13 protein-coding genes are annotated in these 12029 nt (G+C 71.2%); 6 read left to right on the top strand and 7 right to left on the bottom strand.

Translation table 11 applies throughout. The features are described from left to right. Positions 1-214 precede the first annotated feature (214 nt). The gene (locus GA0115233_RS32090; RefSeq protein WP_093723843.1) at positions 215-469 is read left to right on the top strand and encodes a ribosomal protein L7/L12; all 255 of its coding nucleotides are present in this window, start codon (positions 215-217) and stop codon (positions 467-469) included. A 72-nt stretch (positions 470-541) separates the two neighbouring features. Here GA0115233_RS32090 and GA0115233_RS32085 read toward each other — a convergent pair whose 3' ends face one another. Beyond that, complete coding sequence (locus GA0115233_RS32085) at positions 542-1303, bottom strand: phosphoglyceromutase (protein WP_093723842.1); 762 nt, start codon at positions 1301-1303, stop codon at positions 542-544. Between the two features lie 182 nt (positions 1304-1485). Between GA0115233_RS32085 and GA0115233_RS32080 the strand changes: the two genes are divergently transcribed. Continuing rightward, positions 1486-2748: an MDR family MFS transporter gene (locus GA0115233_RS32080; RefSeq protein ID WP_093723841.1), complete on the top strand. Its 1263-nt coding sequence runs from the start codon at positions 1486-1488 to the stop codon at positions 2746-2748. 24 nt (positions 2749-2772) lie between these two features. On the opposite strand, the gene GA0115233_RS32075 is transcribed toward GA0115233_RS32080, so the two are convergent. Next, positions 2773-3198, bottom strand: coding sequence for a DUF2000 domain-containing protein (locus tag GA0115233_RS32075; protein WP_093723840.1), 426 nt, complete (start codon positions 3196-3198; stop codon positions 2773-2775). Positions 3199-3247: 49 nt separating this feature from the next. On the opposite strand from GA0115233_RS32075, the gene GA0115233_RS32070 reads away from it, so the two are divergent. Beyond that, entirely contained in the window at positions 3248-4042 is a 795-nt protein-coding gene (locus GA0115233_RS32070) for a helix-turn-helix transcriptional regulator (RefSeq protein ID WP_093723839.1), read from the top strand. Between the two features lie 21 nt (positions 4043-4063). Here the strand turns inward: GA0115233_RS32070 and GA0115233_RS32065 are convergent, their stop codons facing one another. Beyond that, the gene (locus GA0115233_RS32065) at positions 4064-4549 is read right to left on the bottom strand and encodes a YbjN domain-containing protein (RefSeq protein ID WP_093723838.1); all 486 of its coding nucleotides are present in this window, start codon (positions 4547-4549) and stop codon (positions 4064-4066) included. Then, entirely contained in the window at positions 4542-5876 is a 1335-nt protein-coding gene (gene mshA / locus GA0115233_RS32060) for a D-inositol-3-phosphate glycosyltransferase (protein ID WP_093723837.1), read from the bottom strand. The genes GA0115233_RS32065 and mshA overlap by 8 nt, the downstream gene beginning before the upstream one ends. A gap of 194 nt (positions 5877-6070) precedes the next feature. Here mshA and GA0115233_RS32055 point away from each other — a divergent pair, with 194 nt between their 5' ends. The 3 genes from GA0115233_RS32055 to GA0115233_RS32045 all read left to right on the top strand — a co-directional run bounded on the left by GA0115233_RS32055 (position 6071) and on the right by GA0115233_RS32045 (position 9981). Then, on the top strand, positions 6071-6883 hold the full coding sequence (locus GA0115233_RS32055) for an SAM-dependent methyltransferase (protein WP_093723836.1): 813 nt from the start codon (positions 6071-6073) through the stop codon (positions 6881-6883). A gap of 338 nt (positions 6884-7221) precedes the next feature. Next, positions 7222-8295 (top strand): C40 family peptidase, encoded by a 1074-nt coding sequence (locus GA0115233_RS32050; RefSeq protein WP_093723835.1) that lies wholly within the window; start codon positions 7222-7224, stop codon positions 8293-8295. Positions 8296-8625: 330 nt separating this feature from the next. After that, positions 8626-9981: a PP2C family protein-serine/threonine phosphatase gene (locus GA0115233_RS32045; protein ID WP_093723834.1), complete on the top strand. Its 1356-nt coding sequence runs from the start codon at positions 8626-8628 to the stop codon at positions 9979-9981. A gap of 25 nt (positions 9982-10006) precedes the next feature. On the opposite strand, the gene GA0115233_RS32040 is transcribed toward GA0115233_RS32045, so the two are convergent. The 3 genes from GA0115233_RS32040 to GA0115233_RS32030 form a co-directional block, all read right to left on the bottom strand. Beyond that, complete coding sequence (locus tag GA0115233_RS32040) at positions 10007-10342, bottom strand: DUF2516 family protein (RefSeq protein ID WP_093723861.1); 336 nt, start codon at positions 10340-10342, stop codon at positions 10007-10009. Positions 10343-10480: 138 nt separating this feature from the next. Further along, entirely contained in the window at positions 10481-11164 is a 684-nt protein-coding gene (locus GA0115233_RS32035) for a hypothetical protein (RefSeq protein WP_093723833.1), read from the bottom strand. A gap of 87 nt (positions 11165-11251) precedes the next feature. Then, positions 11252-11716, bottom strand: a complete 465-nt coding sequence (locus GA0115233_RS32030) for a helix-turn-helix domain-containing protein (RefSeq protein ID WP_093723832.1) — start codon at positions 11714-11716, stop codon at positions 11252-11254. Between the last annotated feature and the right edge of the window lie 313 nt (positions 11717-12029).

The raw sequence follows: 12029 nt of genomic DNA, 5'->3' as shown, positions 1-12029 counted from the left end.
CCCCCGTTCTCCCCTCCGATTCAACTCTCGGGCCCGCCTGGGTCAGGGCGAACTGTCCCCAATACCGCCCTGGTCAGGGGCCACAAGGGATGCCGAACCGGAATCGAACAAAAACCTAGCACATACTCCGAGGACCACAAGGACTTATCGGCCCGTCAGAAACCTTGCACCTGGGGCGAGTTGGGGCAGTGCCGGATACGGGGGATGTGGACGAATGACAGAGGAATACTTCGAATTGGTGTGTGACGAGGTCCCGTGGGAGGTGGTGCTCACCGACCCCGGCGACCGTGTGCTGGAGGTCGTCCAGGTCGTACGCCGCCTGACGGGGTTGAGCCTCTGGCGCAGCAAGGAACTGACCGCCCGATCTCCCGCCGTCGTCCTCCACGAGGTCCCCGAGGAGACCGCCACCGCAGCCGCCCTGACACTCCGGGAGGCAGGAGCGGGCGCGGAGGCCAGAGAACTCGGCTAGCCGCCCCTCCGGATCATCAAAAGACCCCCGCCCCGCGAGGAACTCGCAGGTCGGGGGCCTATGGGTGCTGCGTTACTTCTTCTTGCCCTGGTTCTTCACGGCCTCGATGGCTGCCGCTGCTGCCTCGGGGTCGAGGTACGTGCCGCCGGGGTTGGTCGGCTTGAACGTGGCGTCCAGTTCGTAGGACAGGGGGATGCCCGTCGGGATGTTCAGGCCCGCGATGTCGGCGTCGGAGATGCCGTCCAGGTGCTTGACCAGGGCGCGGAGGCTGTTGCCGTGGGCGGCCACCAGGACCGTGCGGCCGGCCAGGAGGTCGGGGACGATGCCGTCGTACCAGTACGGGAGCATGCGGGCGACGACGTCCTTCAGGCACTCCGTGCGGGGGCGCAGCTCCGGGGGGATGGAGGCGTAGCGCGGGTCGCCGGACTGGGAGAACTCCGTGCCGTCCTCAAGCGGCGGCGGCGGGGTGTCGTAGGAGCGGCGCCACAGCATGAACTGCTCCTCGCCGAACTCGGCCAGGGTCTGCGCCTTGTCCTTGCCCTGCAGGGCGCCGTAGTGGCGCTCGTTCAGGCGCCAGCTGCGGTGGACCGGGATCCAGTGGCGGTCGGCGGCCTCCAGTGCGAGCTGCGCGGTGCGGATCGCGCGCTTCTGCAGGGAGGTGTGCACGACATCGGGGAGCAGGCCGGCGTCCTTGAGCAGCTCACCGCCGCGGACCGCCTCCTTCTCGCCCTTCTCGTTCAGGTTGACGTCCACCCAGCCGGTGAACAGGTTCTTCGCGTTCCACTCGCTCTCGCCGTGGCGGAGGAGGATCAGCTTGTACGGTGCGTCGGCCATGGGAAGGAGCGTAATCGAACCCTTTGATCCATCGCGCGCCCGACCAGTGGGCGGACGGTTGGTGGGCGGTTCGCGGACGGTCGGCTGACTGTTGACTGGATCTGTTAATTGGGTGGAGGTTCGGCTCCCCGGCTTCGTAAGTTGTCTTTGCCCTTCCCGCCTCTTACGTCCGGGGGTTCCCCATGTCCGTCGCCGATCTGCGGCGTGCCGCCCGTGAGTCCGTCTCCGGGCTGCCCCGTGAGTTCTGGTGGCTGTGGACCAGCACCCTCGTCAACCGGCTCGGCGGGTTCGTCGCCACCTTCATGGCGCTGTACCTGACCATGGAGCGCGGCTACTCCGCCTCCTACGCCGGTCTCGTCGCCGCCCTCCACGGCCTCGGCGGGGTCATCTCCTCCGTCGGGGGCGGGGTCATGACCGACCGGCTCGGGCGGCGGCCCACTCTTCTCATCTCGCAGAGCGCCACCGCCGCCTCCGTGGTCGGACTCGGGTTCGCGCACCACCCCGTCGCCATCGCCGCCGTCGCCTTCCTGGTCGGTATGGCCTCCAACGCCTCCCGGCCGGCCGTGCAGGCGATGATGGCCGACATCGTCCGGCCCGAGGACCGGGTCCGGGCCTTCTCGCTCAACTACTGGGCCATCAACCTCGGCTTCGCCGTCTCCTCCATGGCCGCCGGTTTCATCGCCGAGTACAGCTACCTCGCCGGCTTCCTCATCGAGGGCGCGATGACGCTCGCCTGCGCGATCGTCGTCTTCCTCAAGGTCCCCGAGTCACGGCCCGAGCGCACCACGGCCGCGAAGGGCGAGGAGTCCGCCGTGGGGCTGGGGACCGTGCTGCGGGACGGGCGGTTCATGGGGCTCGTGGGGCTGTCGTTCCTGGTGGCCCTCGTCTTTCAGCAGGGGTATCTCGGGCTGCCCGTCGCCATGGGCGACGCCGGGTTCTCCGCCGCCGACTACGGCACCGCCATCGCCGTCAACGGCTTCCTCATCGTCGCCCTGCAGATTCCCCTCACCCGGTTCATCGAGCACCGTGATCCCCGGCGGCTGCTGGTGATCTCCTCCGTGCTCGCCGGGTACGGGTTCGGGCTCACCGCCTTCGCCGGGTCCGTCGGGGTGTTCACGCTCACCGTCTGCGTCTGGACCATCGGGGAGATGATCAACGCGCCGACCCAGTCCGGCCTGATCGTCCGCCTCTCCCCCGCCCACGGCCGGGGGCGTTACCAGGGCATGTACACCATGTCCTGGGCCGTCGCCTCGCTCGTCGCCCCGCTGATGTCCGGCTATGTCATCGACCAGTACGGCGCCGACTGGCTGTGGGGGGCGTGTGCCGTGATCGGGACCGTGGCCGGGGTCGGGTACGGGCTGCTCATGCGGCGGCTGCCCGACGAGGAGGATGAGCAAACCGTGGCGGAAGCGCCGCCTGCCCGGACCGCCGCGGCATCCGCCTGACCGGCCTCGCGCCCGGCTCGCTCCTCACGGGTGCATCCTCGCCCCCTTCACCACCTTGTCCACCGCGTTCCTCGGGCCGTACACGGCCAGTCCGACCAGGTCCAGGTCGGCGGTGGACACGGCCTTCACCGCCGCCCGGTTGTCGCGGTCGTTGCCGGTGGTGAACAGGTCGGAGGTGAAGACCGCGCGGGGCAGCGCGCGGGACAGCACGCGCGCGTGGGCCTGCGTCAGGGTCTCCTTCGTCGCCTCGAAGACCAGCACCGGCTGCCGGAACATCGGCAGGTAGACCACCGCGTCGGCGTCCTCGTACGGTTCCCCGATCACCTCCGGGACCTGGGTGCCGAGGCCGCTGACCAGGAAGGCGGTGACGTTCAGGCGCTGCCAGGGCTCCAGGTCCTCGCGCAGGATCACGGCGATCTTCGTGTCGAATCGGAAGGGCTGCTCGCTCATGCTCCGAGACTGCCGAGAGGCCCGCGTCCGCGTCTTGTACGTTCTTTGCATGGCCGCGCAGCCCGAGGTGACCGCCTGGCGTCCCCGTGTCCCGGGTGTCGTCGAGGTCTTCCACGCGCACTTCACCGAGTACGCCTATCCGATGCACGTCCACGACGCGTGGACCCTGCTGATCGTCGACGACGGCGCCGTCCGCTACGACCTCGACCGGCACGAGCACGGCACCCCGCACGACACGGTCACCCTGCTGCCGCCGCACGTCCCGCACAACGGCTCCGCCGCCACCCCGCACGGCTTCCGCAAACGCGTGGTCTACCTCGACACCACCCGGCTCGACGACCGCCTGATCGGCGCCGCCGTGGACACCCCCGACCTGCGCGACCCGCTGCTCAGACACCGCGTCGGGCAGTTGCACACCGCGCTCGCCCGCCCGGGAGAGGAGCTGGAGGCGGAGAGCAGGCTCACCCTCGTCGGGGAGCGGCTGCAAGAGCATCTGCGGGCCCGGCCGGAGGATACGCGCCGTGCCGACCCCGTCCTCGCCCGCCGCCTGCGCGAACTCCTCGACTCCCGCGTCGTGGAGGGCGTCTCCCTCCAGGAGGCCGCCGGTCTCCTCGACGCCCATCCCACCCATCTCGTACGGGCGTTCAGCAGCGCCTACGGCATCGCCCCGCACCAGTACCTCACCTCGCGCCGCGTCGACCGCGCCCGGCGTCTGCTGCTCGCCGGTGCCCGGCCCGCCGACGTGGCGCCCGGCGCCGGTTTCTACGACCAGGCCCATCTCAGCCGGCACTTCCGGCGGCTGATCGGGGTGAGTCCGGGGCGCTACCGGGACAGCGCGGTCTGACGGACGGTCAGGCGCGCTCGGTCAGGCGCGCTCGGTCAGATGCTTGAACGCGTCGAGGTTGCGGGTCGACTCACCGCGCGACACCCGCCACTCGTACTCCTTGCGGATGGCGCTCGCGAAGCCCAGCTCCAGCAGGGTGTTGAAGGCGCCGTCGGCGGCCTCCAGGGTCTGGCCGAGCAGGCGGTCCAGTTCCTCGGCGGTGACCGCGGAGAGGGGGAGCTTGGCGGTGACGTAGACGTCGCCGAGCTGGTCGACGGCGTAACTGACGCCGTACAGCTTGAGGTTGCGCTCCAGGAGCCAGCGGTGGACGCCGGACTCGTTCTCGTCGGGGTGGCGGATGACGAAGGCGTTGAGCGACAGGGAGTGGCGGCCGAGGCGCAGGGAGACGGTCGTGGAGAGTTTGCGGGTGCCGGGGAGCTTGAGCACGTAGGTGCCGGGCTCGGGGCTCTCCCACTCCAGTTCGGCGTCCTGGAGGAAATCCTCTACGACCTGCTGCGCGTCACCCATGGTGGGAGCGTACGCGACGGCGGTGGGCCTGGGCCGCGGCCATGTACACGTCCGCCGTGGCGGCGGCCGCGGTGTCCCAGCCGAAGGACTGGGCGTGCCGGGCCGCGGCGGCGCCCATCCGGGCGGACAGCTCGGGGTTGTCGGCGAAATCGCGCAGCACGCGCGCGTACGCGGCCGGCTGGTGCCCCTGTACGAGGAACCCGGTCCACCCGTCGCGCACCGCCACCGGCAGCCCGCCGACCGCCGCCGCCAGTACCGGGGTGCCCGCGGCCTGCGCCTCTATGGCGACCAGTCCGAAGGACTCGCTGTAGGAGGGCATGACGAGGACGGAGGCGGCCCGGAACCAGTCCGCGAGCTGCTCCTGGCCGACCGGCGGGCGGAACCGTACGACATCGGCGATGCCCAGGCGGGCCGCCAGCTTCTGCAGTCCCTCGGGCTTGGCGAGGCCGCTGCCGCTGGGGCCGCCGACGACGGGGACGAGCAGGCGGGAGCGCAGCTCGGGGCGCTCGTCGAGCAGGACGGCGACCGCGCGCAGCAGGATGTCCGGTGCCTTCAGGGGCTGGATACGGCCCGCGAACAGCGGGATCAGCGCGTCCTGGGGCAGACCGAGGCGGGCGCGGGCGGCGGCGCGGCCGTCGCCGGGCGAGAAGCGGTCGAGGTTGACGCCGGGGTGGACTACGGCGACCTTCTCGGGGTCGGCGTGGTAGTGCCGGACGAGTTCCTCGGACTCCTCGGCGGTGTTGGCGATGAGCCGGTCGGCGGCGGCGACGATCTGGGTCTCGCCGATGACACGGGCGGCGGGTTCGGGGGTGTCGCCCGCGGCCAGGTTGGCGTTCTTGACCTTGGCCATGGTGTGCATGGCGTGCACGAGGGGGGCGCCCCATCGCTGGGCGGCGAGCCAGCCGACGTGGCCGGAGAGCCAGTAGTGCGAGTGGACCAGGTCGTAGTGGCCGGGGCGGTTCCCGGCCCAGGCCTGCATCACTCCGTGGGTGAAGGCGCAGAGCTGGGCGGGGAGTTCCTCCTTGGCGAGGCCCTCGTAGGGGCCCGCGTCGACGTGGCGGACGGTGACGCCGGGGGCCATCTCGACGGTCGGGGGGAGGGCGGCGGTGGTCGCGCGGGTGAAGATCTCGACCTCGATGTTGATCGCGGCGAGGCGCTGCGCGAGCTCCACGATGTAGACGTTCATGCCCCCGGCGTCGCCGGTGCCGGGCTGGTGGAGCGGGGAGGTGTGCACGGAGAGCATCGCGACCCGGCGGGGGCGGCGGTGCAGCCGGAGCCGGGAGGGTGCCGCGGAGCGAAGCCCGAGCCTGCTGACGTAGTGGCTCACGTGGCGTTCCTCCTCGCTGCGGGCATGCCTGTGGGAGGACGTGCGGGGCCCTCCACGGGGGTGCAACACCGGAGGGGGTGGCTCCATTTCCGGGTTCGGGTTCTTTGCCGAATTATTACCGGCGGTCGCTCAACCGTTCGAGCATGCTCCAGCTCAAGCATGGGTCACGGCCGACCCGTCATACCCTCGTACACATGACAGCCCGCGCCCCCTCCCGCCCCGTGGGAACGGTGACGCGCGGGACCACCAACCCGAACCGCCTGCGGCGCATGGACCGCTGGATCGCGGCGACGCACGGCGCCGAACTGCGGCGGGCCGCGGAGCCGGTGGCCGTCGATCTCGGGTACGGGGCCGCGCCCTGGACCGCCGTGGAGCTGCTCGGGCGGCTGCGTACCGTCGCGCCGCGCACGCGCGTGGTCGGCGTGGAGATCGAACCGGCCCGGGTCGCGGCGGCCCGGCCGTACGAGCGCGAGGGGCTGGTCTTCCGGCACGGCGGGTTCGAGATCCCCGTCGCCGGGCGGCCGATGCTCGTCCGGGCCGCCAATGTGCTGCGGCAGTACGAGGAGGGCGAGGTCGCCGCGGTGTGGGAGCGGCTGTGCGCGCGGCTCGCCCCGGCCGGGGGCGGTTCGCGGGGCGGGCTGCTGGTCGAGGGGACCTGTGACGAGATCGGCCGACGGCACGTGTGGGTCGCGCTCGGGCCCGAGGGGCCGCGCACGGTGACCTTCGCGACCCGGCTGGGGTCGCTGGAGCGCCCGTCGGATCTCGCCGAGCGGCTGCCCAAGGCGCTCATCCACCGCAACGTGCCCGGCGAACCGGTCCACGCCTTCCTGCGGGACTTCGACCGCGCCTGGGCCGCCGCCGCGCCGTACGCCTCCTACGGTGCCCGCCAGCGCTGGATCCGCGCGGTGCGGGACCTGACGGCCGACTGGCCGGTGACGGACGGGCCGGTGCGATGGCGTCAGGGCGAAGTGACGGTGGCGTGGGAGGCGTTGGCGCCGGTGCGCTGACGGCCGGGCGACCGAGGCGCCGAGGGTCGGCGACCTACGTGCTGCGGGCCGGAGGATGGGGCCACGACCAGGACCCGCCCATCGCCGGTCGGCGACCTACGCGCTGTGGGCCGGAGACCGAGACGCTCGGCGCTGACGCGAAATCCCCGCCCGGACCTGACCGGTGGGGAACGATCTCCGTGAGTCGTTCGTCACACAGGCGGGGAGATCGTCATGCGGGGGCGGGAAAGGGGGGAAGCAGCAGGGTGCACGACCTCTGTCGTTTTACGCGGCGACATGGCACGATCCCCCAGGCATCCGTATGTTACTGACGGTAAATCAGGTTTGGGGGAAGAGGTATGGGTACGGGCAGGCGCAGCCTCATCACCGTCGCCGTCACCGTGGTCTGTGCGGTGACCGTGCTGGCGGCACCGGGCACCGCGTTCGCGAGTCCGACCCCTTCGCCCACCCCCAGCAGCACGGCAGCGGCCGTCACCAACAAGGACCTTGAGGCCGTACGCAAGAAGCTGGACCGGCTCTACCACGACGCCGCCGTGGCCACCGACGCCTACAACCTGGCCGAGGAGAAGGCCGAGGAGCAGTCGACCGAGCTCGTGTCGCTGGCCAAGAAGATCGTCAAGGGCCAGAAGAAGCTGGACGACCTCAAGGAGCGGGCCGGTGCCGCTGCCGCCGCGCAGTACCGCAGCGGCGGACTGCCCGACGAGGCGCGCCTGATGCTCAGCGACGACCCGCAGGAGTTCCTCGACGGCGCCGGCCGGGTGATCCAGGGCGAGCGCGCCACCAAGGGACTGCTCGGCGAAATGACCCGCACCCAGGAGGACTTGGAGCTCTACGCCAAGGACGCCTCCGACCGCTGGGAGAAACTGGAGAGCAACCGCAAGGCCAAGGCCAAGGCGAAGAAGAAGATCAAGAAGCAGATCGCCGCCGCCGAGAAGCTGGAGTCGGAGCTGGAGGCGGAGGAGAAGGAGCGCCTCGCCGAACTGGAGCGCCAGGCCGCCCAGCAGGCCCAGACCCAGTGGCTGGACTCCGGGATACTCGACGAGATCAACGGCAAGGCCTCCGCCCAGGGCAAGGAGGCGGTGGCGTACGCCACCGCGCAGTTGGGCAAGCCGTACGAATGGGGCGCCGAGGGACCGGACACCTTCGACTGCTCCGGGCTGACCTCACAGGCGTGGGCCTCGGCGGGGCGGGGAATCCCGCGCACCTCGCAGGAGCAGTGGAAGCAGCTCAAGCGCATCGACATCAAGGACATGCGCCCCGGTGACCTCGTCATCTACAACGACGACGCCAGCCATGTGGGCATGTACGTCGGTGACGGCGCGATCATCCACGCCCCGCGCCCGGGGCGGGTGGTGACGCTCGCGGGCGCCGGTTCCATGCCGATCCTGGCGGTCGTACGGCCGGACGCCTGAGCGCGGGCGGCACGGGCCGCTTGAAACCGTGCGGCACCGGGGCGCTTGAGACCGAAGTCACCCGAAATGCCCGGGTGGTGACGGGGGCCACGTGACCCACCGCACCCCCAAACCCCTGCCGAATCCGGGGTGGACGTGACGTTCGTCATCCCCCCTCGCCGACCGCCCTGCCCAACTGCGGTACGGAACGCGGCATATGACAGTGGCCGGTGGCCGAACCACGTGGCCTGCACCATTCCTTTGCGGTGCCGACTACCGCTATGGTCCCCGTCGGTGGGTCGAGGTCCCTCGTCCCCACCACCCTCGGGGGGAGGGAAGGAACCCAAGAAAATGCCCGTACCCGTACCGCGGCAGAGAGCGATCCCGGCCGTGGAAAGTGGTCAGGCGCTTGCGGCCCAGCCGATGTCCGGCGGCCCCTCGGCCGAAGCGGACCTGCGTCCGAACACCCCGGTCGAGGTCATCCCGAACAAGAACCACACCGTTGCCGGCACCCCCGGCACCACGCCCGCGCACCTGACGCTGCTGCTGATCGAGGACGACCCCGGCGGCTCCACGGTCCTGCCCGAACTGCTCGACCGTTCCGGCCGCCCGATCCGTGTCCGCTCCGCCCGCAACCTCACCGAGGCCGAGCGGCTGCTGACCGACGACGTCCACTGCATCCTGCTGGACCTGGCGCTGCCCGCGCCCGGCCGCGGCGACGACAGCGACGAGCTCGCCGTGCTCAAGCACGTGCTGCAGCTCGCGCCCCGGCACGCCGTCCTGGCCCTCACCGCCTCCGGCGACGCCGAGCGCGGCGAGGAGGCCGTGCGGGTGGGTGCCCAGGACTATCTGCTCCGCGACGAGCTGGACGGGCGGCTGCTGAGCCGCGCGATCCGGTACGCGGTGGAGCGCAAGCGTTCCGACTCGGCCGAGCGGCGCCTCGCCGAGGGCCGGGTCCGGGCGCAGGAGAACCGCCGCCTGGAGCGCGGCCTGCTGCCGACACCGCTGCTGGAGGGCTCCTCGCTGCGGTTCGCGGCGCGCTACCGGCCGGGCCGGTCGCGGGCGCTGCTCGGCGGCGACTTCTACGACGTCGTGCGGACGTCGGACGGCACCGTGCACGCGATGATCGGCGACGTCTGCGGCCACGGGCCGGACGAGGCCGCGCTCGGGGTCGAGCTGCGGATCGCCTGGCGGGCGCTGACGCTGGCCGGGCTGTGCGGGGACGAGCTGCTCGGGACGCTGCAGCAGGTGCTGGAGCACGAGCGGGCGGACGACGAGATCTTCGCGACGCTGTGCACGGTGGACATAGCGCCGGACGGGCGCCGTGCGGGCCTGTGCCTCGCGGGGCACCCCTCCCCGCTGCTGGCCCGCCCCGGCCGGGCGGCGCAGTTGCTGCCGTACGACCTGAACGGGCCCGCGCTGGGGCTGCTGCCCGGGGCCCGGTGGCCGCGGATGCAGGTGGAGCTGGGTCCCGAGTGGAGCCTGATGCTCTACACCGACGGTCTGATCGAGGGCCGGGTCGGTGAGGGCCGGGAGCGGCTGGGGCAGGACGGGATGGTGTCCATGGTCCGGCGCCAGCTCGCGGAGGGGCTGCGCGGGGAGGCGCTGCTCAGGGCCGCGGTGAGCGAGGTCCGTGACCTCAACGGCGGCGAGCTGACGGACGACGTGGCGGTACTGCTGCTGGACCGGGCGGCGGAGCGGGTCTGACGCGGACGCGGGCTCCCGGTGCGGGTTACCGTCCGCCGTTCCACGGCCCGTAGGGGCCGTCGCTGCTGGAGCCGCGCCCGCGGCCCCGTCCGCCGGAGACCTGGCGCAGCGCCGGGCGCACGTCGACCATGAAGACGATCGACGCGATCAGGCCCGCGATCTGCAGGAACAGCATCGGGACCAGGAAGTTCACCAGGACGGCGACGCCCAGGATGATCAGCCAGAAGCCCTTGTTCTGCTTGTCGGCGGCGCGGTAGGCGTCCTCGCGGAAGAGGACCGCCATGACGAAGGCCACCACGGCGAACACCAGCATCGCCAAGTAGAGCAGTCCCAGGAAACTGTTGAAGCCCTGCATCAGCACAACGTCCACCACCCGACTCGGCTCGTCCCTACGCGGTCACCGTACCCGCAACCGCAGGCCCGCTACCCGGTCAACGGGCCGAGCACTCGGTAAGTGCCCGGCCCGTCCGGTTATCGTCCGCTCCGCTTACTTCGCGGGTTACTTCGCGGGCGGGGTCGTCTTCTTCGCCGCGGTCTTGCGCGCGGCGGGCTTCTTGGCGGGGGCCTTCTTGGCCGGGGCGGCGGGCTTGGCCTGCGCGGCCGCGTCCTTGCTCTCGCCCTTGTCCTCGGCCTTGGCCTCGCCCTTGCTCTCTTCCTTGACCTCGACGGGCTCGGCCTTCGGCTCGACGGCGACGGCCAGGTCCTCGATGCCCTCGGCGGCCTCGCCGCGCCAGGTCTTCACGGCCTGCTCGCCGTGCTCGGCGACCTTCTCGTAGGTCTCACGGGCCTTGACGGCGTACTCGGCGGCCACGCCGACACTGCGCAGGGCGAGGTCCTGGGCGGACTCGCCGAGCTTCTTCAGGTCGGCGTCGAGGGTGGTGCCGATCTTCTTCAGGTCGCCGTCGAGGGTGCTGATGAACTCGGCGACCCGGGCCTGAACGGCCTCCTGCGTCTCCTTGACGCGGGCGCCGGCCTCCTTGGCACGGGCGGCGGCCTTCTCCTGCACGGCCTTGGGGTCGGTCTGGCGTACGGCCTCGATCCTGGCCGGGGCCTCGGCGCGCAGCTGCTCCACCAGGCCGGGGACCTTCTTGGCCTGCTGGAGGGCCAGGTCGGCGGTGCCGGCGGCGAAGTACAGCGGGGTCGGGTCGCTGAGGGTCTTGCGGAGGTCATCGGTGATGGCCATGGTGCTGGTCCTCCCGGGTTCGCTTGTGGCTGAGGGTGTTGTGGTGAGGCCCCACCTGGGCGGTGCGGCGGCGGCCGGTTGCCCGGCTCAGCCGGCCGACTGCCGCGGCTCCCGTGGTTCCTCGGTGTCGTCCTGTGGCACGTCCTGTGCGTCCTGCGCATCCGCCGTGTCGGCGATGTCGGCGATATCGGCCGCGGTGCCCGAGAAGCCGTTCTCCTTGCGGAACGACTCGTAGATCTGGAGCAGCGCCTGCTTCTGCGCCTCGGTCAGCGTGGGATCGGCGAGGATGACGGCGCGCGTCTCCACCTCGTCCCGGTCCCGCTCGGCGTCCAGGATCCCGGCCCGCACGTACAGCGTCTCGGCGGAGATCCGCAGCGCCTTGGCGACCTGCTGGAGCACCTCCGCGCTCGGCTTGCGCAGCCCGCGCTCGATCTGGCTCAGATACGGATTGGACACCCCGGCGGCGTCGGCGAGCTGCCGCAACGAGAGCTGCGCGTTCCGCCGCTGCTCGCGCAGGTACTCACCGAGATTGCCGACGTTGAGCGATGCCATACCCCCACCTTGCCCCACCCCTGCTAACTATTGCAAGCACCCGCTTGCAAAAGTGCGCTAGGTCATGCCGGGCAATTCTCTGCACCGGCGGCGCCAGGCCCCGGTGACCTGTCTCGCTGAAGGTGAGCCAGTCTCGGTCTATCTGAGTCATCTGGTCTTGCATCCCGGTCGACCTGGGCCATCTACCAATCCGTCTCGCTCTTTCTGAGCCACAGCTATGCCCGGCTCCGTACGGTCGTCGTACGTGGTCAGCGCCGAGTGGGGGTGGCTGATGGAGCCTGAGGACTTCTCACTGGAGTAAGTCGACGCGCGC

The organism is Streptomyces sp. DI166, assembly GCF_900091315.1.
In the GTDB taxonomy this organism is placed as follows: Bacteria; Actinomycetota; Actinomycetes; order Streptomycetales; family Streptomycetaceae; genus Streptomyces; species Streptomyces fuscus.
Note: the sequence above shows the minus strand (reverse complement) of the source record. Positions and strands in the feature narration are given on the sequence as shown.